At 40.6% G+C, this 23,046-nt stretch carries 13 protein-coding genes; 8 read left to right on the top strand and 5 right to left on the bottom strand.

Annotated features, from left to right (window positions below; all coding sequences use genetic code 11):
* Nucleotides 1-694: 694 nt before the first annotated feature.
* Complete coding sequence (sppA, locus tag MXE38_RS01775) at nucleotides 695-3,184, bottom strand: signal peptide peptidase SppA (RefSeq protein WP_246910501.1); 2,490 nt, start codon at nucleotides 3,182-3,184, stop codon at nucleotides 695-697.
* Between the two features lie 527 nt (nucleotides 3,185-3,711).
* Between sppA and MXE38_RS01770 the strand changes: the two genes are divergently transcribed.
* Nucleotides 3,712-5,349 (top strand): methyl-accepting chemotaxis protein, encoded by a 1,638-nt coding sequence (locus tag MXE38_RS01770; protein WP_246910498.1) that lies wholly within the window; start codon nucleotides 3,712-3,714, stop codon nucleotides 5,347-5,349.
* A gap of 625 nt (nucleotides 5,350-5,974) precedes the next feature.
* Here MXE38_RS01770 and MXE38_RS01765 read toward each other — a convergent pair.
* Nucleotides 5,975-6,115, bottom strand: a complete 141-nt coding sequence (locus tag MXE38_RS01765; RefSeq protein WP_246910496.1) for a hypothetical protein — start codon at nucleotides 6,113-6,115, stop codon at nucleotides 5,975-5,977.
* Between the two features lie 249 nt (nucleotides 6,116-6,364).
* On the opposite strand from MXE38_RS01765, the gene MXE38_RS01760 reads away from it, so the two are divergent.
* From MXE38_RS01760 to MXE38_RS01740, 5 genes are all read left to right on the top strand, one after another.
* On the top strand, nucleotides 6,365-7,468 hold the full coding sequence (locus tag MXE38_RS01760; RefSeq protein WP_246910494.1) for an AAA family ATPase: 1,104 nt from the start codon (nucleotides 6,365-6,367) through the stop codon (nucleotides 7,466-7,468).
* A 12-nt stretch (nucleotides 7,469-7,480) separates the two neighbouring features.
* Nucleotides 7,481-11,440, top strand: coding sequence for a DUF5682 family protein (locus MXE38_RS01755; protein ID WP_246910492.1), 3,960 nt, complete (start codon nucleotides 7,481-7,483; stop codon nucleotides 11,438-11,440).
* 94 nt (nucleotides 11,441-11,534) lie between these two features.
* Nucleotides 11,535-12,689 carry a VWA domain-containing protein gene (locus MXE38_RS01750; RefSeq protein WP_246910490.1) on the top strand — a complete coding sequence of 385 codons (1,155 nt, stop codon included), beginning with the start codon at nucleotides 11,535-11,537 and terminating at the stop codon, nucleotides 12,687-12,689.
* Nucleotides 12,690-12,709: 20 nt separating this feature from the next.
* A complete protein-coding gene (locus tag MXE38_RS01745; RefSeq protein ID WP_246910487.1) occupies nucleotides 12,710-13,069 on the top strand; it encodes a hypothetical protein in 360 nt (119 codons plus the stop codon).
* 143 nt (nucleotides 13,070-13,212) lie between these two features.
* Entirely contained in the window at nucleotides 13,213-14,964 is a 1,752-nt protein-coding gene (locus MXE38_RS01740) for a hypothetical protein (RefSeq protein ID WP_246910484.1), read from the top strand.
* A gap of 391 nt (nucleotides 14,965-15,355) precedes the next feature.
* Here the strand turns inward: MXE38_RS01740 and MXE38_RS01735 are convergent, their stop codons facing one another.
* Nucleotides 15,356-16,198 (bottom strand): basic amino acid ABC transporter substrate-binding protein, encoded by an 843-nt coding sequence (locus MXE38_RS01735; RefSeq protein ID WP_246910481.1) that lies wholly within the window; start codon nucleotides 16,196-16,198, stop codon nucleotides 15,356-15,358.
* Between the two features lie 310 nt (nucleotides 16,199-16,508).
* Between MXE38_RS01735 and MXE38_RS01730 the strand changes: the two genes are divergently transcribed.
* Both MXE38_RS01730 and creD read left to right on the top strand, forming a co-directional pair.
* Entirely contained in the window at nucleotides 16,509-16,658 is a 150-nt protein-coding gene (locus MXE38_RS01730; protein WP_246910479.1) for a hypothetical protein, read from the top strand.
* A gap of 376 nt (nucleotides 16,659-17,034) precedes the next feature.
* Nucleotides 17,035-20,280, top strand: coding sequence for a cell envelope integrity protein CreD (gene creD / locus MXE38_RS01725; RefSeq protein ID WP_246910476.1), 3,246 nt, complete (start codon nucleotides 17,035-17,037; stop codon nucleotides 20,278-20,280).
* 291 nt (nucleotides 20,281-20,571) lie between these two features.
* On the opposite strand, the gene MXE38_RS01720 is transcribed toward creD, so the two are convergent.
* Together MXE38_RS01720 and MXE38_RS01715 are read right to left on the bottom strand one after the other, a co-directional pair.
* On the bottom strand, nucleotides 20,572-22,089 hold the full coding sequence (locus MXE38_RS01720) for a glycosyltransferase (RefSeq protein ID WP_246910474.1): 1,518 nt from the start codon (nucleotides 22,087-22,089) through the stop codon (nucleotides 20,572-20,574).
* A 190-nt stretch (nucleotides 22,090-22,279) separates the two neighbouring features.
* Nucleotides 22,280-23,038 (bottom strand): YebC/PmpR family DNA-binding transcriptional regulator, encoded by a 759-nt coding sequence (locus MXE38_RS01715; RefSeq protein WP_246910471.1) that lies wholly within the window; start codon nucleotides 23,036-23,038, stop codon nucleotides 22,280-22,282.
* Nucleotides 23,039-23,046: the final 8 nt, after the last annotated feature.

The raw sequence follows: 23,046 nt of genomic DNA, 5'->3' as shown, positions 1-23,046 counted from the left end.
AAGCCATGGTCTGACCAAGCCCATGGCTTTGTTGTATTTGAACCTCTCTCAAAGCCACAAATGCGACCTCAAATCCCATGCTTGCCGCTTGGCGCTTGCCCCAAGTCCAAAAGCCCAATCCCCAAGCATGGCTCCATGCTTAGGCATGGTTCTTGACCTTTGTCCCTAAACGCCCAAGTCCATGCTTGGCGCTTGCTACCCAAACGCCACAGCGCTCAAAACCTCCATATCATAAAAGACCAACAAGCCCTTAGCTCTTGGCCCCTTTAGCTTCCCTAAGTTCAAAGCCTAACAAGCTACACAAGAAATTAAGCAGCAGCGCTTCTAAGTGTCTGCACTCATGCGCTCCAACGCTCCTACGCCCATGCGACACGGGCATTTATAAGCCATCGCTACTACGAGATTGCGAGCCTAAGCAATGGTGAAATGAAGGTAATAAATTGCCATTAATAGGGTAAGGGTAAAATGTGGGCATAGCTTTTGGGCATTGATAAGCAGGGCTGAGGGTAGAGTTTTTGCTGTTTGACTCTTTGTTAGCTTTGATAGTGCAGGACTTAATAGGGTCAGCAGCTAAGCTGCAAAGGAGCTAAGAAGCTAATGTGCTAAGGTGGGCCAATAAAAAAGCCATGATCTGACTAAGACCATGGCTTTTGGTAAATAGCAAGTTTTTGAGCTGTGACTCTTAGCTAGGTCTTTAGAGTGTTGGCTCGGTAACTGGAGAAATGGCCATAATAGCAGGTCTGCTTTGTTCGGTCATTTTGCTAACTTGACGCATTTTTACTAGGCTGTAGGTGAGCTCATTTGGTAGATAAGATTGAGCAAAGCCAAACATAATGCTATCAAAGATACCCATATTAGAGCCAGATCCTGGGGCCTTGTGCTCTACAATTACACCTTGAGGGTTGATATTGGCCTGTTTAGCTGCATAAGCAACAGCATCAGATAGTGGGCCCAGATAATCAACTAAGCCTAAAGTCTGAGCCTCTTGGGCTAAGAAAATCTGACCTTCGGCAAAGACCTCATAAGTGTTAGCCACTAAGTTTCTATTTTTAGCTACTAATTCAATGAAGTCCTTATAAGTGTTCTCAACAGATAAGTTGTACATGGTTTGTTGAGAGTAAGGCATTTCTTTAGCAATAGCGGTTAAAGCTAGTTCATTAGTAACTACGCCATCTTGGTAGGCACCATATTTATTGAGTAGCTTATGAGCGCCAAAAGTAACACCAAAGACACCAATAGAACCAGTAATAGTGCTTGGGGTAGCAAAGATTTTCTCAGCTTGAGACGCAATCCAATAAGCGCCAGAGGCTGCTGTGCCATTCATAGAAACAACAATTGGCTTGAGGCTAAACTTTTGGAATGTTTCAACAGCACGACGAATACGCTCTGAGGCTAGTACGCTACCGCCAGGGCTATTGAGGTAAAGCACTACAGCTTGCACCTCAGGATCGTTTTGCGCATCTTCGATAAGTGGAATGATGTTATCAGGAGTAAAGTCGGTAGGCTTTTCTCCTACGTCCATAATTTCACCAATACCGTAAATAACAGCAACTTTACCTTTGCCTTTAACCACTTTAGAGCCTTCTTTTTGGCGACGCTCAATTTGCTTAGCAGCTTGGCTAATCAGTTGCACCTCGTTAAATTCCATAGCTCCTTTAGTAGTAACCTTATCCTGTAAGCCAGAGATGCTAGTATTGACTAGGGAGGTAGCAGCATTAGCAGTAAGATTTGCTGCCTTGGTATCACTGAGGAATGGGGAGGCTAACAGAGCAGCTTCTTTAACATCTACTTGAGATAAAGTGCCATTAAGCTTAGAACCAGTTTGCTTAAAGTGGTGACGTAATAAATAGTCTTGATAGGTGATTAACGCTGGCTTGTAAGGAGCATCATAGTCAGTGTTTACTTGAGTGCTTAATAACTCAAAGTAAGTAGTTAATGGCATAACCTCATCAACTAAGCCTTGGCTTAATTGCAACTGAGCACGGCTACCACCGCTGCGATTAATCCATTGGACATAAGTAGCAGCATCTGGAAGGATGTTGGTCTTAGTAGTTTGCTTACGAGCTGCAATAGACTGACGATATAAGTCCCAAGACTTAAAAGCAATGGCTTGATATTCACGTCTTACATCATAAGACATACCATTAAACATAAAAGGCTCAACGGCACTCTTAAAGTGTCCAGCACGGAAAATATAAGGAGTGATATTGGCATTATCTAACATGTCCTTAAAGTAAAGGGAGGACATGGCAATACCTTTAAAATCAATCTCGCCTAAAGAGTCCATGACAATTTTGTCAGCATGAGCTGCAATAGCATAGGCAGCTTGGGAGAAGCCATAGCCAATTACTACCACCTCACGCTCAAAGCCATCTTCGCTATTACGCTTGGCTACACCCTTAGCGTTATCCATAGCTTTGCCAATACGCTCAGCCATAGAAAGGTTAATAGGGCCCATTTGATCAAGATCTAAAATGACCTTTTTAATGGTTTTATCTTGAGCAACTAAGTTAAGGGCCTTTTCAATGGCAATAAGCTCATGGCTTTGTTTGCCATAAAGTGCTACCTCTAACTCTCTTTGTAGATTGTTAAGACCACCTGAGCTAAAAGGCATCTCACTAATAGGGCCACTTAAATCAAAGTAAAGTACCTCAGGAGGCACCAATTGATCATTAACTTCCTCTATAGTGCTGCTAGAGAGGGAAATGCCGTTATCCATAAGACTGGTAACAGCCATGTAACCGCCAAATACTACAAATAGTAATAGCAAGAAAATTATATTAAAGACAAAGTTGCGGGCAAAAGTGATCCAGCCACCTAAGGTTAACAATAGGGTGCAAATGGAACCATGCTGAGATTTTTTGCGCAGCTCATATTGATCCCAAGGCACATTGACTACATTAGGGCCACGATTATTGCCCTTGCCATTATTATCAAATCCTGAGCCATTGCGGTTATTTGGTCTTGGCTCATTACCTTGGTAATTAGTATTTTGACCATATTGACGTGAATAGCCATCAGGGCCAGCACCAGCACCTGCGCCATAGCCTGCATTATTGCCATTAGGGCCTGATGAGGAGTTACGATTTTTTTGGTAGAAATCTCTATTTTGACTACCATAATTTTGGTAATTGCCCGAATAAGAGCCTCGACCTTGGTTAAAGTTACCCTTTTGATCAGTCATTTAGCAAAGTCCTTTGTCTGTCTTGCTATTAGAAAACTATAAAAATGTATGATTTTAACACGCTCATTAAAACTAATAACGCTCAAGTAAGAAAAGCTTGGTCTAAGATGATAATTAATCTTTATCTTGCAGTACAATTGTGTTTATATTTGGTGATGGTAAAAAAAAATCATTTAGAGCCTAAAGCTCTTAATTTTTCCGCCGCTAAAACACTAACAACTAACAATAGAACCGCCGCTTATAAGCTTTAACTGTACTTATTTAGATAGAGTTAAATGTTAACAAGCCGTGAGCTATTCGTTTTTTTTTTTTTTTTTTTATCAGGTCATAAGGTATTAATCTTAATCCTAAGAATCATTCTTACTATGTGTGTCTATTATCTAGTAATAGTTTGATTTTATTTGAGCTGTTGTTTTGATTTACCGCTGCATAATGGAGTCCTTTATGAGCTTATTTGCTCCTTTATGTTGGTAATTGGGGTCAGATTTTAATTTGGTTAATCTTTTTCTCTAGTTTGGAACTCATTTATGCGACATTTAGGAATTATCAAAAGTCTTTATCTAGGCTTTGGCTCCTTTATTTTCCTCTTCATATTAATGGCATGCACGACCTTAATTTATGTCTCATCCATTGATAGTACTTTGAGCCATATCAACGATAACTTAGCAGTAAGACAACGTCATGCTATTGATTTTCGTGGTGCGGTACATGATAGCTCTATTGCTATTCGTGATGCTGTATTAGCCCGTGATAGTTCATCAAGGCAAAAACATTTAGCTACTGTTGCTGACTTAAGAGCAGACTATTTAAGAGCCAGCCGCTTAATGGAAACTATTTTTGCTGATCCTAATGTCGATGCAACTCAATTGCGTCTTTATAATGACATTAAATCAGTAGATAAAAGAACCTCTCCTAAACTAGACAAGATCATAGGCTATATCAATGCAGATCAAATTGATCCTGCTGAGCAGTTGATTGTTAATGAAGTAGCTAAGGACTTTGAGGATTGGTTAAGAGTAATTAATGCCTTTATTGATGAGATAGAGGCAAGATCCCAATCTGAGGTTAATTATGTAAGAGCTCAAACTACCAGCTTACTTTACATTATTATTGTTGGCTCAGTATTCTCAGTAATTTTAGGTGTAATTATCGGCTTTAGCTCCATTGAGAATATTAAGCGTGTCGTTGGTGGCAATCCAGAAGATGCCGTAGACTTCATTAAGAAGTTTGCCAATGGCGATTTGACTGTACGCTCTCAAACCCAATACAAAGATTCCATTGCTGATTATTTAAATGTGATGGCCAAAGAGTTGTCTGCCACTATTGGTAAGATTTCAACTTTAACTGAAAGCTTAAATAACTCAGCTCACTCTTTCTCCTCTATTGCTTCTCAAAACGCCGAGTTTAGTGTGCATCAAAAAGAAGAGACTCATAGTGGTAATACCTTTATTGAGGATTTAGTAGCTGGTGTAAACAATGTTGCTCAGCTAGCCGACAATGGTGCCAACACTGCCCAGGGCGCAACTTTAGAGACTAGCAGCGGTAATGAGGAAGTACAAAAGACTATTGAGAGCATCAACAACCTGGTATCTCACTTAGACCAAGTACTTAATATTATTAATGACCTCAATACTAATGCCCAAGAAATTGGCAATGTGATTAAGATTATTGCTGAAATTGCTGAGCAAACTAACTTATTAGCTCTTAACGCTGCTATTGAGGCTGCTCGTGCTGGTGAACATGGTCGTGGCTTTGCCGTGGTAGCTGATGAGGTGCGTGCCTTGGCTGGTCGTACCAAGGATTCTACCAATGGTATTATCGATCTGATTAAAACTAACCAAGAGCAAACCAGAAGAGCTACTGAGGCTATGCAGCACTCTAGCGATCAAGCTAAGTTAGTGGTACAACAGGCTGAGCGAGCTGGTACTGCTTTAAACTCTATTAACAATAGAGTAAATGACATTCAAGACATGTCTAACCAAATCGCACAAGCTGCTGATAGTCAGAACAATATCTTGCAGCAGGTTAGCTCATCATTTAGCAATATTAGCTCTATGGCTGAGAGCGGCAATGAGGCCTCACAAAAGATTTCTGATCTTTCCAATGAGTTAAGCTCTCAAGCTAATAACTTAAAGCGCCTTACTTCATCATTCAAATATGAGTAGTATTGTATTTTGTTAAGATAGGCCTATAATTAACCTTGCAGGGACAAACCCTGCCAAAAGCTAATTTATGACATGAATTGGTTTTTTTATAATGTTTGGTTGAGTTAGTGAGCTAAAAGGCAATAGCTCACATTAATAAGGCTCTCTGGTGTTAGTTTGACAGAGAGCCTTATTGTTTTTTTAGGCCCTAAAAATACCTCACAGCAAAGCTTCACTCCGCCGCTTACACCTTGCAGCCAGCAGCAGCAAGCTGCAAGCAGCAAACTTCAAGTTTACATCATGCAGTCCTTAGCTAACCGCACATAGTTTAGAATCCTACAGCTAACAACTTGCAGTTTGAAGCTTACAGCTGACCAGCTGATGCCCAAGAACAACAAGCCACAGTCCATAATCAGCAGTCCTAATGGCTTAGCTTCTAAGGCTAACATTACAGCAGGGCACAAAAGTGCTGTACAGATTAACTCTATATCACTAACTAATGTATGAGCTCTTGCTAAAGAGCAAGCTTAGACTCTATCTTAAGCCTTAGCTTAAGCTAAAAGCTCATAACATAAAGCACAGACATTGCCTTAGTACACCGCATAGCGCATGCCTGCACTGCTAAGGCCATTTATTGGTGCTAATGCTATTTAGGTAGTAGTGGTGCGCTTTTGGTGTTGCCTTTATCGTTGCCTTGGTTATGGCCGTTGCCGTTGCCGTTGCCGTTGGTATTGATCCATTGTGCTGCTGCTGGTGCTGCTGTTGGAGCTGGCACTGGAGTTTGCACTGGTGATGGAGTTGGTAATTTGTTTTGTTTGGTGTAGTTGAAGGCTAGCTAAATCCTGTGGGTAAGGGATATAGATTAAGGCAATATACTTAGTTAATCTGTTAATGGATACATGTATATTTAATATGTGATGCAAGGCTATTGCATTATAGTACAATAATTTCTATACTTGTAATGAGTGTTTTATAGCTCGAATAGTGATTGCGGCATTTTTTGATATTAAGTTTTTACATTTCGATAGGGTGATTTATGAGTGAAGTTTTAAAGCCATGCATGGAAGTTTTATACCAAGAAGAGCTTGAGGCTTTAGCTGCTAATGATAAGGGTGAGCGTCCTGCTAATTGGCAGTTATCACCTAAAGCAGTTCGTGATTTTATTCTTGGTAGAGACAAGCCATTAGAGCACAATGGCAAAAGTATCACTATTAGTCAAAAGTTCTACGGCGATAATGCCTTAGTAGAGCGTTGTATTGTGGCTTTAGCTAGCTCTCGTCCTTTAATGCTCATTGGTGAGCCTGGTACTGCTAAATCTTATTTAAGCGAGCTTTTAACAGCCGCCATTTGCAATAACAGCCGCAATACTATTCAAGGTAGTATTGGTCTTACTGAGGATATGATCAAGTACTCTTGGAACTATGCTTTGTTAATTGCTAAAGGCCCAATTCCAGAGGCTTTGGTACCATCTCCTTTATATATTGGCCTTACTCAAGGCATTATTACTCGCTTTGAGGAAATCACCCGTGCTCCTTTAGAAATTCAAGACTCTTTAATCTCAGTTATGTCAGATAAGATTTTGTCAGTTCCTGAGCTTAAAGATCAGCCATATATCATGGCTCAACGTGGCTTTAATATTATTGCTACTGCTAATACTAGAGATAAGGGCGTTAATGAAATGTCCGCAGCTCTTAAGCGTCGTTTCAACTTTGAGACTGTACGTCCTATTAACAATATTAATATGGAAATGGCAGTAATTAAAAAGGAGTGCTCCAAGCTTTGTGCTGATATGCCAGAGACTTTACTGGATGACTCTATGATTGATTTATTAGCCACTACCTTTAGAGATTTACGTACTGGACAAAATAGTTCTGGTGGTAAGTTTGATAAGCCTGAGGCCGTCCTTTCTACTGCCGAAGCGGTACAGGTTTACCATCAAACAGTTGTTGATGCTCACTTCTACCATGATGATCAATTGTCCTTAAAAACTTTGGTAAACAATATTAGCTCTGCCATTGTTAAAGATAAGGAAAGTGACCTTAAGCTCTTTAAAAACTATGTTAAGGCTATGGCTAAGACCCAAGAAAAGACCGACGATACCTTGTACCAAGATTTTGCTAATTTAGTAGCTAAGTGCTAAAGGAGGTGCGCTATGGCCACTTTGCGTGGATCACAAGCCAATGAAGCTCCAGAGACTAATGATGCTCTTGTTCAGGAAAAACAGGACAGCCCAAAAACTGCTACCAAGCGTACTCGTAAGTCTAAAGCTCAAGTAACTACCAAAGCCTCACAATCAGAACTTAGCTCTGTTGATACTGCCATTAGTACAGAAACAACTGGCGCTGCAGTCTCTCAAGAGGATCAGTCTTTAGATCCTCAGGAACAGCACGCTAGCGCTGATGGCAAGAAAGTCCGCAAGACAGCCAAAGCTACCAAGGCCAAAGCTACCAAGGCCACTACAGAGGCTAAGTCTACCAAGGCAGAGGCCGAGCCTAAGGCAGCCAAGGCTACTAAAGCTACCAAGGCTTCTAGCAAAAACAGCAAAGCTAGCAAAGTCAGCTCTGCTAGCTCGGCTAGCACTGATAGTGTCCTTTGCGAAGATGAGGGTGCTTTAGCTGATAGTGAAAGCTCTAAGGTTGAGGGTACTAATGAAACTGCAAAGGCTAGTGCTAAGAACGTGTCTGGTGCACTTAGCGATACTTGCAATGAGGGCCAAGCTCAAGCACAAGCTCAAGAGCCAACTAATAGCGACAACCAAGATGGTATGAGTGCTGAGGCTAATTGTGATGTAACCGAGCCTGAATTGGAAAAGGGCAAGGCTAAGAAAACCTCTAAGGCAGCTAAGAAGGCTAAGGTTCAAGATGATCCTATGTCTAAAGAAAGCATTGAGGCTCATGCTGCCAAGGCATTAGATTTTAATGCGCCTGTACTATTAGTACCAATACGCCATCACTCTGTGGCTATGGGCTTGCACCTGCCTAGAATTATTGATGCTTATCAGCCTGATTTTATTGCTGTAGAGATGCCTCACATTTGCCAAGATCAAGTAAAACACTTGGCTAATGAGAAGGTAGTACCTCCTATTGCTTTTTTTAGCTATGGCTCCACTAAGACTATTCAATTAGTTCCAGTTAATGAGGATGATCCTGAGTCAGCCTTAGAAGAGCAAGAGGTGGATGTTGGCTTTAGATATATCTATCCTATGCTGTCTTACTCTCCTGAGTATGTAGCATTAAAAGAAGCTCTTAAGCGTAACATTGAGTATCAATGCATTGATTTAAGCTCTTGTGAAAAAGACTACATTGATCATTGTATGCAACAACAGCAAAGCCAAGAGATCTTGGATCAAGATCATAATCAATGCAGTAGCGATGAAAAAGAATTTGGTCGTTCTAGCTATTATCAAGAGCTGTTTAAGAAAAGCGGCGATTTGAGCTTTGAGGAATTTTGGGATCGCAATTTTGAGATCAATGCTCTTGCGCAAGATACTAAGACTTTTCTCCACAATATTTATAGCTACTGCTATTGCATTAGAAAAGGCATTTCTGACGAGCAAGTGCTTGATATGGTTCAGCGTGAGCTCTTTATGCTCAAGCACATTACTGCTGCCCAAAAGAACCATAAGCGCATTTTGGTGATTACTGGCGGTATGCACTCAGTAGCTTTATGCGACTATCTTTACTATAAGAAGAAAAAAGAGAAGCCTTTAAAATTCCCTAAATCTAAGGACAATTGCTTCTTAATTCCTTATTCTTTCAAGGCTACTGATGTTCAAAGTGAGTATGCCTCAGGCATTGTATTTCCTTACTACTATCATAAGCTCTATCAAGCTATTAGCACTTCCTTATCTTTTGGCCCTGATGCTAAGTTGTTATCAGGTGATGATATTGGGGGCTATCAGGCTATTGCTGCTAATAGTGAGAATTTTGAGTACTGGGATGATCCGCTATCAGCCATTTGTCATTTGGATAACAAGATTAGCAAGGCTGTTCTCGATGAAGAAGAGGCAAGTGCTAAACAGGATGATCAAGCTAATCAAGCTGATCCTAATGGCCAGGCTGGTTCTGGTAAGAAAAAGAAGAAACGCAAGAAGCATAATAATGCTGCCCAGGGCTCAATTACGCCAGCAGGTAGACTCTTGGATGTGGTAAACACTATTAAAGAGCTTGGTTCGATTAAAGATCAGGCTAAGATTAAGGATAGTGAAACTTTTAGCGCCAAGGTTGCTCAAGTGCAAAATGCTTTGGGTATCAATAAGAATAAGAGCTCAAAGCAATTAAAGGTCTCTTATGACACTACTGTTTATAATGAGGCTCAAAAAGAGGCTTTATTGTCATTTAAAGCTAATCAAGAGCAAATCATTAATGCTTGTGATGCCAACAATTTCTTCTTTGCCAGAAAAGTTAAAGATTATCGCCAAAACAAGATGAGCACGGCGGTACAACTCGATTGTCAGGTAATGCTCAAAGGCTTGGCCTCATTGCGCGATAAGCTTGCGCCTTCGGTTCATGAGTTAATTGATGCGGTCAAAAGTACTTTTATCAAAGAAGAGTACAACGACTCTCATTACATTTTAATTAACTTACAAAAGGCTTTAACCACTGTTCCTTTAGGTAAGGTGCCTTTAGACGTTAATGTTCCTCCTATCTGGCGTGACTTTGTTTATAAAGCCAAAACCTTTGCTCTTAAGAGTGACGATCAGGAGGTGCATAAGGCCAATATCGATATTTTTAAGGATGAAAAAAATGTCCTTAAAGGTCGATTCTTTGCCCAAGTGTCTTACTTATGTCCAGGTTTTGAAGTAGACCAATATAATCGCCACCACAACGCTAACTATATCAAGCGTACTGAAACTTACACTTATCGTTTTACCGATCAGGTAGTGATGTCCATTATTGAGGCGGCTGAATATGGTGATACTTTAGAACTTGCCAGTGAGGCTAAAGTAAAAGAGAGCCTCGAGCAAGGTGGTTTGTCTTTAGTTGAGCTCTGTGGTTTATTTAAAGACTGCATAGACATGGGTATTGAAAGACAATACCAGCGTCTGCAACAACTGATTACTAATACCATCTATCATGAGCGCAATTTATCTGATATTGCCCGTTCCTTAGATATGCTTAACTCTTATGGTTTGATTGCTAAAACCACTAAGGACAACCAAAAGGTTATCGATGGTTTAATTAAATTAGTGCTCAAGCGTGCTCTACAGGTCTTAACAGACACTGTTGATATTAGTGAGGACGAGCTTGATGAGTATATTGATAGTTTAATGAAGCTTGATTATTACTTTAACAAGTATGAGTACATTACTAAGTCTTATTACGAGCTGCTTTTTGAATTAAGTAAGGACTCTGATATAGGTGCTAGCTTACAAGGTGCTTACGTATCATTCTTATTTAAGAACAAGCAAATTACTTATGATGAGTTTGAGCGTTTTGTCGATCAATTTGTCTATGGTTCTATTATTGAAAACAATGATTGTATTGGCTTCTTCTACTCGATTTTAAAGGTATCAAAGGCCAGTATTTTCTATCGTAATGGTATTTTGCAATTACTCAATGCTTATATTGCCTCGCTCCAAGGAGAGGAGTTCTTAAAAGTATTAGTAATGCTAAGACGCTCTTTTGCCTCCTTTAGTAAAGAGGAAATTTACAAAGTAGTTACTCTCTTGAAGAAGATCCATGGTATTGCTCAGACTAAGAATATCTTTGAGGTTACTGATGCTGAGTTTGTGCAAAACCGCATGTATGACCGTGATATGTTTGCCAAGATGTCAGCTTGGTTGCCTGTAGCAAATATCTTAGAGGCAGCTAACTTACACAAAGAGCAAATTGCTACTACTGGTTTGGTAGAGGAGCTAACTGGTCAAGATCTCTCCAGAAGTACTTTACTCTCTAACGATAAGCGGCCTAATCTTAACGCCATGAGCCCAGGCACTGGCCAGGGCCAGTACCCAGGCTCAGGAGAGAGCCAATGCCTGGCCTCAGGCGCTGGTGCTGGTTCGGGCGTTGCTAGTGGCAAAGGTGCGGGCGCAGACGCTATTGCAAGTGCGAGCGTAGACGCTGGCGCAAGCGATGGTGGTGAGTTAGAACTCAATCCTGATAGTCTTTAATAGCAGTGGGCATAAGTCAAAAGTTTTGAGCATTAATAGTTAAAAGGTGCTCAAAACTTACTTACAAGCCAAGTTTTACTTAATAGGAAGATAGATGGTTGATATTGACATTAAAGATAAGTGGCGACTTATCTTAGGCAAAACTGCTCAGGAAGATATGCCTCTTGATGGTGATCAGGAGTTTTTATCAGAAGAGGACAGTTCTCGTCGCTATACTTTAGGCGACTTAGACCAGTGCCTTGATTATGTCTATGAGTCAGATATGACTGATGGACATAGTGGTGATAAAAAGGTCAAGGGCGGCAAGGAAAAGCCTAGAATCACAGCGGCTAATTGGCTTAATACCTCTAAAAAGCTCTTTCCTATGGGCATTTATGAGATTGTGCAAAAAGATGCCTTGGCCAATGGTCATATCGATGCTTTATTACAAGATGATCAATTTGTAGCCCAGCTTGAACCTAATATGGAGCTGTTAACTTCCATTTTAGCTTTAAATAATAATTTACCTGCTAAAGCTATGGAAAATGCCCGTCTCTTAGTAAAAAAGGTTGTAGACGAGCTTAGGGAGCATTTTAAGCTCGAGGCACGCCGTGCTTTTTATGGCAAACGTGATTTGAATGCCATGCCAGTGCGTACTTTTAGAAATTTGGATATGAAGCGCATTATCAAGGCTAACATTAAGAACTACCAACCAGATGGGGGCTATATTATCCCTAATCAGTTGTTTTTTACTGCCAAGAGCATTAGAAGCCCTATGCACAATATCTTTGTGGTCGTAGATCAAAGTGGATCTATGCTGGATTCTTATGCTTATAGTGCCATTATTGCCTCTGTGTTTGCCTCTTTAGGTTGTTTAAACACTCGTATGGTCGTTTATTCAACTGATGTGGTTGACTATACCGATTACCTTGATGATGTCTTAGAACTCTTATTTAAGTCGCAATTATGTGGCGGTACCGAAACTTGTAAGGCCTTGAGCTATATTGAGCGCTACATTACCGAGCCGAGCAAAACTATTGTGGTTTTGATTTCCGACCTTTACGACAGTGAGCCTGCAAAAATGGTCTCCATGATTAAAGATCAAATTGGAGAGGGCGTGAAATATTTAGTATTGCCATCACTTAGCGATACTGCTCCTAACTATTATCAGACCGTAGCCAATAAATTAGCCTCAGTAGGCGCTAATGTAGCTGTCTTAAGTCCAGATCGCTTAGTTGAGTATGTAGCTCAATTAGTGCGCAAGGTATAAGTCAAGATAGGGGTATTGGTATGTCGAACAATGAAGTTTTTTTATCTCAGCTTGATAATACCTTAAAAGAGTTGCTGTTATTGGGCTATGGCATTATTGAAGATGCCTATTTATTGGAGCTGGATAATCTGTCCCAAAGTGCCAGTTCTATGGGATTTGATGCGCTCAGAGCATTAATAGAAAACCTCTATACCGCCTGTAATAATTACTTGCGTATCAATAATGACGGTACGGCAATGGAAGTTACCAAAAGCATTGCGCTACTGCAATTTGCTCTGGCCAACCTTAAATTAGGTGGCGAGACCAGTGATGATGAAGAGGAAAGCTTAGAGCACATGCTCAGTGCCTTAGGTACAGAGCAGAGCTCTGACAATGACTAGTAAGTAGTAGTCATCTGCTGAAAAGCCTGTGCAACAGGATAGTAAAAAGGCCTGTAAACAGGTTTGTTTACAGGTCGGTAGAACAGCCCTTGGGAAAGTCTTTAGTAGGGTACTTTGGTAATAGGTTTGGGTAGGGTATTGGTATGCAAAAGAGTAATAAGAGCGCTAATACAATGAATGCGACTTTGGATAATACTGTGGATAAGACCCATTGGGCTTTAAATAAGCTTAATGAGTTAACCAAAGAAAAGGAGGCGCTATACCATCAAGAGCAACTTAGTCTTAACTATACTAAAGAAGAGTTAGAGACTCTGTCTTACTTTTTTAATTGTGAAGAAAGTGCCTTTACTCCACTTGCCGATAAAAGCACTGCTTTAAGCATAGATGAGTTAATTAGCTTGGTTAACCAAGGCAATTATGGCTGCCTTAAAGATTTTAAGAACGAGTTTGCTCAACAAGTTATGACTAATAAGCAGTTCTTAACTGCTGCTATGGCTGCTATGTGCGATGATAAGAGCTATTTTACTTATGATAGTAAGAGCGACATTCTCTATTGCAACATTGTAGATTGCGGCCAACAAGTTGCCTTGAGAAAAGATGAGGATCTTTTTGCCCTTAATACAGCTGATATTAAGGCTACAGCTGGCAAGGAGAAGTCAGAAACCCTTAGTGCTTTTGACATAGTGCATACTTACTTGTTTTATTTATCCATGATCAACAAATTAGATTGTGAAGATGAGGTAAGTAAGCTGTTTTTGCAAAAGGACACTTATAAAGACTTCTTTGCTGAGGTAATTAATACTCTAAGCCAGATTTTTGTTTTAGGTCTTAACAACATTAATTATGATGTTAGCGAAAAAGTTAAAGCCCTTTATATTCAATCAGCTAGTTACCGTATTGAGTTTTTAAGAAAGGCCTTAAATAAACTCTATACCATGCTGCAAAACACGCTGGATGATAGAACCCATGCTAATTTAAATGGTGCTTTTAATCTTATTTGTAAGATTATCAATACTGTTGAGGCCATGAAGTATCAAAGCGATAGAGATAAGCTTATTACGCTCTATGGTCTCAACGAAGGGCATGAGTATGTAGTTAAAAACATTCCTGTCGTCGGCTGTGGCTATAACTGTTTTGATTTTTCAAACTCAAATAGCACCAATCAGTCAAATCGCTACTATTTTTATGACTTTGTCTCCAAAAGATTCTTAGTAATTAAAACCGTTGTCATGGACTACTTTAGTTCGCCCAATGTGCTGTTTGAAGTCAATTCGTGGAAGGATACAGCAACTCGTGGTCACGTATTGGGGCTGGACAAAGCATCTCGTTGTCACTTAACTTTCCTTGATGCTTTTGTAGTAGACAACAAAGTTACTAACTCTCAACACTCAACTGCTTTAGATCACTGTCGTGAAGATAAGGTCACCTCTATTAATGAAGATGGCTCTAAAGAGGAAAAAGCTAAGTTCGGAGATGGCAATTATCAGCAGGATCTCAAGCGTCTTTATGATATTTTTGCTTTTACTGATTTTACTGCATTAAAAGAACTAGTTTACGAGACCTCAGGTCAGTACTTTGTTCCTGAAAACCAGACTCAAACTATGCATGTAATTAAAGTGCATAAGTTAAATGCGGTTAATAACTTCAAAAAGGAATTGATGAATGTTGAGGTGGAAGATAGTCAGGGTAATAAGCTATTAGTGTACTTGCATGGTATTAATAGTAATACTTGGTCTTTAATTGATTTGTTTAATGACAACAATAAACGTTTAGAAAACTTCTATATGTTGATCCAATGTCCAATTCTCTCAGGTGTAATTCGTCCAACCTTAGTGACTTATTTTGGCCTTGCAAGTAATAATGGGGGCAAAAATAAGCGCAAGAAAAAGTGGTAATACTTAAATCTGGCTCTTACCAGAGCATTATTGGTTCTTTCTTGAATTGCATGCTCTCTTACTAGAGCATTATTGGCTCTTTTTAGAGCTGATAATTGTTTGGAGCTTACTTGGGCACAAAGATATGGGCGCTCACTGGAGCGTAAAGATAGGTGTGCTCACTTGAGCTACAAAGAGATTGGGACTTACTGGAGCTGTAAAGCTCTTGGAGCTTATTTGAGCTTAAAAGAAGGCCTCCGCATTTAAAATACCAATATGCGCAGAGGCCTGAGTATATAGAGGTAGACGTATTCTACCAAGTTTAAGTTTAAATTCATATTCTTGGCGAATAAAAAGCCCTCACAATTTTGGTTGTGAGGGCTTTAGTTGCTAATTATGGACAAAAACTTAATTACTTGCTTTGGCCAGCACTTTGAGCCTCTTTGGCATGAGCCTTGAGGTCGTCAGTAATGTCGTAGCCGAACCACTTTTTAGAAATCTTGGCAAACTCACCATTAGCAATAATGCGGTCTAAACCTTCATTAATAACATCTAATAGCTCTTTATTGCCTTTACGTACGGCAATACCATAGTACTCATTTTGAGCAGAGGTAATATCACGAGATACTACAATATCCTTGTTCTTAGGATTTTGAGCTAAGAAGAAGTCGTTAACTGGACGATCGTTTACTACTACATCACAACCGCCATTTTGAAGCTCTAAATAGGTCTCTGGAGGAGAATTAAATTGCTTAAGATCTGGGGACTTTAAGGTCTTTTGTAGGTATAAAGCACCAGTAGTACCAATTTGGGTACAAATTTCCGCCTTTTCAATCTTCTCAAAGCTATCATACTTGGTAGCTTCATCTTTCATAACTAAGTAAGTTAAGCCACAACGATAGTATGGATCAGAGAAGTCCACTCTTTGAGCACGCTCTGGAGAAATGGTAAAACCTGAAATAATAAGGTCAATATTATTGGTAATTAAGGTTGGGATAATACCATCAAAAGGATAGCCCTTCATATCAACGGTATAGCCCATTTCCTTAGCAATAGCATTGATTAAATCAACGTCAAAGCCAATAAGTTTGCCGTTATCATCAGTATAAGTAAAAGGGGCAAAAGCTGCATCACAACCTACTCGTAATACTTTATCAGTAGGAAGGTTGGTAGCCCCCGCAGCATGAGCATGGGCAACATTTAAACCAAGTGCCACGCCTATGGCTAATGCTGATACTTTATTCAAGTTTCCCATTGAAGCTCTCCTTAAAAAATAGCTTGTGCTCAGCTCCTACGCAAAAGATGTTTATAGGGTGGATTCTGCATTAGGGGCCAAATTGATAAAAAATTCTTTGTTGTGATGAATACATCAAACAGTGATGCATTTTATCTTATATTTTGCCAAATGCGCTTTATTTGCGCAAATTTACCTAAAAGCTCCCCTTCCTTTTCCTTACAGTGCACTATTGCACTACTATGGCAAATTCTTTAACCATCATCACTAGCCAGGCCCAAAACGCCCAAACCTAAAGCCCCATCTCCAAGCAACTGCCACGACCTTGGCCATGACCAAAGCTAAGGCTATGGCCATGACCAAGGCCAAAGCCAAGTCCATGGCAGTGGCCACGGGCTTAGCCACAGCTACAGCTACAGCTACTTTTACGGGCCAAGCTACACCAATGGGCAAGCCACGTCTACAGCGTAAGCTAAGCTAAGCTAAGCTAAGCTAAGCTAAGGCCTCTGCTGCTTATACGGTCAGACTACTGCCAAGCTGCAAGCCAAGCCGCAGCCTAGGCACAGGCCAGGCCAGGCCACGGGCCAAGACCTAACTCTCAAGATAAAGCTCCTAATAATGCATAAGCAACAGTCTAAGCTAATGCAATAGCATGGTATAAACCTATTTAGATCACAAAGTTTGTTGACAATTTTTGCATAATGACTGTTTATCAAAAATAATAAATATACTAAAGTAGAAAATACTCGCAAAACAGGTCATATAGGTTGGTAGCTAAAGGACTTGATTAATAGTTTAGTTGGCAAAGCTTTTGCCTAAAAACTAAAGATGAGTAGTCAGGTTGAGGGTAGTAGTTTATGGCTCAAAATGAAAATATCAATGATCATAAGGCAAAGCAGGACAGTGCCGCTGAGGATAAGGCAGGCTCGTTAAGTCAAAGTTCTAAACATACTTTATTCTCAGGAGATCTAGATTCTTTTGAGCAAAGTAGAGCCTTTGTCCACAGCCAGCGTGCCACTATGGGGGCACAGGCTTATGCTGCCATGGCTAAAAAAGCCTATCAAACTAACATGCCTAACCCCAATCAGGTTCATGTAGGCTCAACCTTTGATGCCTATGATGATCAAGATGAAAGCTTACAAAGAACCAAAAGGCCTATGCCTCATCAGCCTGATAATGCCTCGGTATGGGACACCAATAGCTTTAATGGCACTGCCTCCACCTCTGGCACTGGTATGGACACGGGCACTGGCATGGGTGCAGGCACTGACACTAGCGCTGATGTGGGCTCAGTTTATAGCACTGGTGCTAGCGGCAGCGCTGGCCATAGTATTGATGAGCATTTTAATGCTAAGTTGGCTGGCAGTAATGGTGCTATTCAAGATGCTCAAATCTATGTAGAGAGTGAAGATACAGCTGAGATTCAAGAGCCAGCCTCTCTTGAGGATAGTAGTACCACCACTTCTACTAATACTACTGCTAGCAATACAGCTACTACTGCTAATAGTCCTGATACTAGCGCCTCAAGCAATAATAGCCATAAGACTGATAGAGACCATCAGATACCAAGTAGTAAGGAATGGTCTGACTTTATGAGCCGTCTATCTCAATACCCAGATGAAGCTGGGGCTAATTATGAGCAGGCATCAAGCTTAAAATCTGGCAGTCAAACTACAGCTGCTAATAGCATTGAAGCTACAACAACTACTAAAGCACAACATGAGGCCAATCCAAGAGCAAGCCTCAATGATGGTCAAGCGCTAAATGCTGACTTAGTACAAGAAAATAATCTTTCTGATACTAATAGTTTAGGCCGTAAACCTAATCAAGTATTAGATTCCGTATCCCCAGATGATCAATATCAAGAGCAGTATGAAATGAAAAGTCCAGAGCACCATTCTGAGCCCAATGTAGCTTCAGAACAACAAAGCACATCAGACTTTGCTTCCAATCAAGAGCAAATTCCTAGTGGACAGCAGTGGTCTGAGTTTATGGAGCGCTTAGCCCATCATAATGATGCTATGCGTGCCGAAGGCAATCAGGCACCAGCAGAAGAAGGCTATTATCAAGGGCAAGTGCCAGGGCAAGGGCCAGGAGCAAATAGTGCAGCACAAGACCCAGCCCGCTTTGCCCATCTGTTTAATAATCAAGCTCACGCCCCTGGTCAAAGCCAAGGCCAAGGCCCAGGCCAAGGCTTAAACCAAGGACAAGCTCAGTCCCATGGACAAGTTTATGGCTCTGGACAGGGCTCTAACTATAACCAGTATATGAACCAGGCTCAAGCTCAAGCTCAAGCGCAGGCACAGGCACAGGCTAATATGAAAGCTAATGCTCTAAGACAGGCGCTAGGGCAGGGCCAAGCACCAGGTATGCAAGGCATGTCTGGGACGCAAGGAGCAGCAGGAGCCTTTGGGGCAAGTGGTATGGCAGGACAAGCTCAACAAGGCCATGGCCAAGGCCAGGGCCAGGGCTTTGGAACTCAAGGTCAGGGCCAAAGCCAAGGTGCTTATTATGGGCACAATCAAGGCCAGTATCAGGCCCAAGCTCAAGCGCAAGCCCAAGCTCAGGCTATGGCCCAAGCACGCATGAATCAGACTATGGTCAATAATGATATGGATTATGCTAAAAAGGAAAAGCTCAGTGATAATCTTGCCTTCCATATCTTAATGGTGGCTGTGATTTCCTTGTGCTTATTAATTCCTACCATGTTCTTTGAGTATGTGCTTAATGATCGCCAGTATACCGAAGAGATGGCCATTGAATCTATTGTTACCCCATGGGGAGAGGACCAAACTTTATCCGATCCTATAGTGGTAGTGCCAACTCCTATGCTTTCTAAGAAATATGTCAACTCAAATGATGAAACTACATTAATAGAAAGCGTCGAGACTAAGAACTTCTATGTTTATCCTGATGAGGCTAATTCCCAAAACAAGCTAAGCTTAGAAAAGAGAGCTCGTGGTAATTATGTTGCCACCTTGTATAAGGTTAATACCGAGCAAAAGGGTAGCTTTGACTTAAGGCATGCTTATGAGTCCATTATGGCTTTAAGCAAGGTGGATCATGCTGGCTATGACGAAATCTATTTATACTTCCCTGTAGAGTATAAGCGCTCTATTGGAGAAATTGCCTTTGTGAATATCAATGGTAAGGACTTTGTAGTAGAGCCAAGTAGTTTTGATACTGGCTTTATGGTTACTATTAGCCCATCAGAGGTTAGAAAGATTATAAATGGAGAACCTTTAGGTCACACTAGTAATCAAGATAGCAATGCTCCTGCTTTATATAATTCTTTAGATGCTAAGGCGGTAAAAGCTAATGAGAGCAATAATGCTGTTGCTCAAGCAGGGGAAAAAGAGTTTTCTAACTTTAACTTATTACGTCCTGGCGAGCTGCGCTATCACGCCAAGTTTGAAGTTCGCGGCTCACAAAAATTTGCATATATGGCTTTAGGTAATCAAACCTTTACCAATATTTCAGGTGTAGGTACTGTGCCTTCTTTTGCAGGTAATTACTTACCAACAGAGCATAGTATTGATGAGCAGGCACTGTCATTTGATGCTATCTACAAGCAAAGTAATTTAGCCTCAGGAAGACGACAAATCGAACTTGATGAAAAGTTTAGATTTAGTGATGAAAATAGCTATGTAATTACTATTGCTGATCGCTCTATGTCATATACTTTAATTGAGAGACTGACTAAATATGTCTTACTCTTTATTGCTATGACCTTTGTTACTGTTTTGGCTTTTGAAATTGTAGCTAAGCGTACTGTTTCTTTAGTGCAATATGTAGTAATTGGCGTGGCATTAGTGCTGTTCTATATGGTCTTACTCTCTTTAAATGAGCATACTAATTTCACTATATCTTACATAGTGGCAGCGCTCTTAATGTCATCCATGATTGCCTTATATTTAAAGGCCGTATTGGATTCAAAACGCAATGCTATTTGTGTGTTTTTGCTCCTCTTAGCTATGTATGCTGTACTCTTTGCTATTGTTCATATTCAGGCATACGCACTGTTAGTAGGAACTATCTTGTTGGTAATTATGCTTGGTGTAGTAATGTTTATTACCCGTAAGCTCAATGCCACTAAAAGCTAACTTAAGCTAAAAAACCTCAAAGAGACCATCTTGCCTAAGATAAAGGCTAGAGGCTATAGGCTATAGGCCCTTAATAAAGGGCCTCTATCAAGCGTATAGAGCTAACTAGAGGCCATAAGGCAGCTTATACAGTCTAACTGTTAGCATATTTGTCTTAGGCAAAGCATGAGGGCGATATGAGGTTGGTTTAAGCGCTAGCTGACTTAAATGAAAAAGCCATGATTATTTTCACTAATCATGGCTTTTTTGATTTGAGAGTAACAAACTCAAAAGGACGCTAAATTATGGAAATTAGCGCTTTTTCTTAGTGTTTTTGCCAGCTTTTTTGGACTTTTGGTGTACGCCCTTAATTGGCATGCCTTGGTAGGCAGAGTTTTGATTTTCTTTGCTAGCAGGGCGGGCGCTATTATCCTGCTGGTGATTAGCCTGTGCTGTTGCTTGTGCCTGGAGCGCAGCTTCCTTTTTAGCATTAGCCTCTCTTTGTTCGGCCATATAGCTATCAGCCAGGAAGAAAGAGTTGTTTAAAGGAGTTTTGCGCTCTTGAGCCTCATCCATTAAAGGAATGATATAGTTCTTAAAGCGCTCTAAATTCTTATTAGGATCATTTACTGCACTGGCCTTGGCGCATTGCTCACTATAATCGTGAGTTAATAAATGTTCTAAAGCGGCTAAATAAGGAACAATTTCCTCATCATTAGGAATAACATTATTATCAGCAAAGCTGCTAGCAGGAGGATCAACAACAATACCGCCTAAATTGCTATCATCAATAATTAGTTGGCCTTGTTCATTGGTAGCAAATGTACGACCAATAGCCTCAGGTAGGCCGCCATAATTGTTAGCCAGTACAGGAATGCCACTCATATTAGCCTCAGTAGCTACCATGCCCCAAGCCTCAAAGCATAATGATGGGCAAACCATTACTTTAGTTAAGGCATAAACAGCCTTCATATTGGTAGTATGCTCGGCAACATCAATACAAGATAAGATCTTTTGGGCATCTGGGCCTTCGAGGAATTTTGAGCCATCATGGTTTTTGAGAGATTGAATAATCTCATCATAAGAGCCTCGATTTTTAACTACTAAAAATCTTAAAGGCACAGCTGGGTACTTGTTAATAAAGGCTCTAATGAGACCAATAAACACAGCAATGCCTTTGTATGGTAGAGGGTTAACCAAGGTTATATATCTTTGGTCTCTATTTTCATTAGGGCCCAAGACTTTTTCAGGGTTAATGACAATACCAAAAGGCTTAACCGTGGTTTTTCTATCAGGGCGACGATTGTAGTACATGCTGATAGCTTGAGAATTAGTTAATACTACATCGCAGTCTGGAAAAGCAAAATTATCATGAGAGGCATTACAAACAGCATAAGCAGTAGCAATACCACGGGCCTTTGCTTCACGGCGTAAGCTTAAGGAGAAAAGATCTGGACAATAGCCAATTACAATGTCAGGTTGGTAAACCTCAAGCAATTTGACAAATAAAGACCAAACAGTGGTTTGTTCGCTGGCCTTAATTTCTCTCAGGCCAGTTGAGCTAGTCTTAACTACGAAATACTCGATATTTGAGAGTCGAAATTGATAAAAGCCAGCAGGGTTTTCTTCTACTTTTTCAGTAATAGCATTAAGACCCTGTAAACCACTAGGATCATCTCCAATAGTAGCATTAAGAGCTTTTACCTCCATTCCTTGCAAGGCTAACTGCTCTAAAATGAATTTATTGCTAATGGCAGCGCCATTAGAGCTATCAATTAAGCAAGGTAGGGAGTACCACAAAATCTTGTAAGGCTGTTTAGACTTATTCATAGACAAAGCCCAATATATTATGTTTGTAATGGAAAAATGGTAAGCCAATAATTTGTACATAAAAAACCATTGGCTTAGCACTCTTAATACTTAATAAGCAATGCCGCAAAATCTCTCATCTGAGATAGTGCGGCATTGATATTGCGCTTAAGCCTTATAGGCTTAAGCATAAGCTAGTCAAGCAAATAGATTACTCAATCTCAACGTCATCTGGAATGTTGGCGTTGTGGTAAACCTCTTGAACGTCGTCCAAGTCCTCTAAGTAATCAATCATGCGAATGAACTTAGCAGCAGCCTCGGCATCTAATGCAGTTTCGGTAGATGGAGTCATGGTTACCTGAGCATTAGATGGGTTAATGTTCTTAGCAGCAAAAGCATCAACTACAGGAACGAAGGCCTCTGGAGTGGTGTATACATCGATGGAGCCATCATCATTGGTGATAACGTCATCTGCACCAGCCTCAAGAGCGATATCCATTGCAGTCTCTTCGTCAACTGGCATGTTACCTGCCTCATCTGGCAAGAAGTTAATTACACCTTTCTTGGTGAATAAGTAGTTAACAGAACCAGAGGTGCCTAAGTTGCCACCAAACTTGGTGAAGCCATGACGAACGTCAGAGGCAGTACGGTTACGGTTGTCAGTCATACACTCAACCATAACAGCTACGCCACCTACACCATAGCCCTCATAGGTAATAGACTCAAGATCGGAGCCTTCACCACCGCCTACACCACGCTCAATAGCACGCTTAATGGTGTCACGGGTCATGTTCTGGGCTAAAGCAGAAATAACAGCTGAACGTAAACGTGGGTTAGAAGACTCGTCACCGCCGCCTAAACGAGCGGCAGAGGTAATTTCACGAATTAACTTGGTAAAAATCTTACCACGCTTAGCATCTTGAGCTGCCTTACGGAAACGGATATTGGCCCACTTGGAGTGACCTGCCATGATATTCT

This window comes from Anaerobiospirillum sp. NML120448 (assembly GCF_023050945.1).
In the GTDB taxonomy this organism is placed as follows: Bacteria; Pseudomonadota; Gammaproteobacteria; order Enterobacterales; family Succinivibrionaceae; genus Anaerobiospirillum.
The sequence above is the reverse complement of the archived record's forward strand: the minus strand, read 5'-3'. Positions and strand labels throughout refer to the sequence as shown.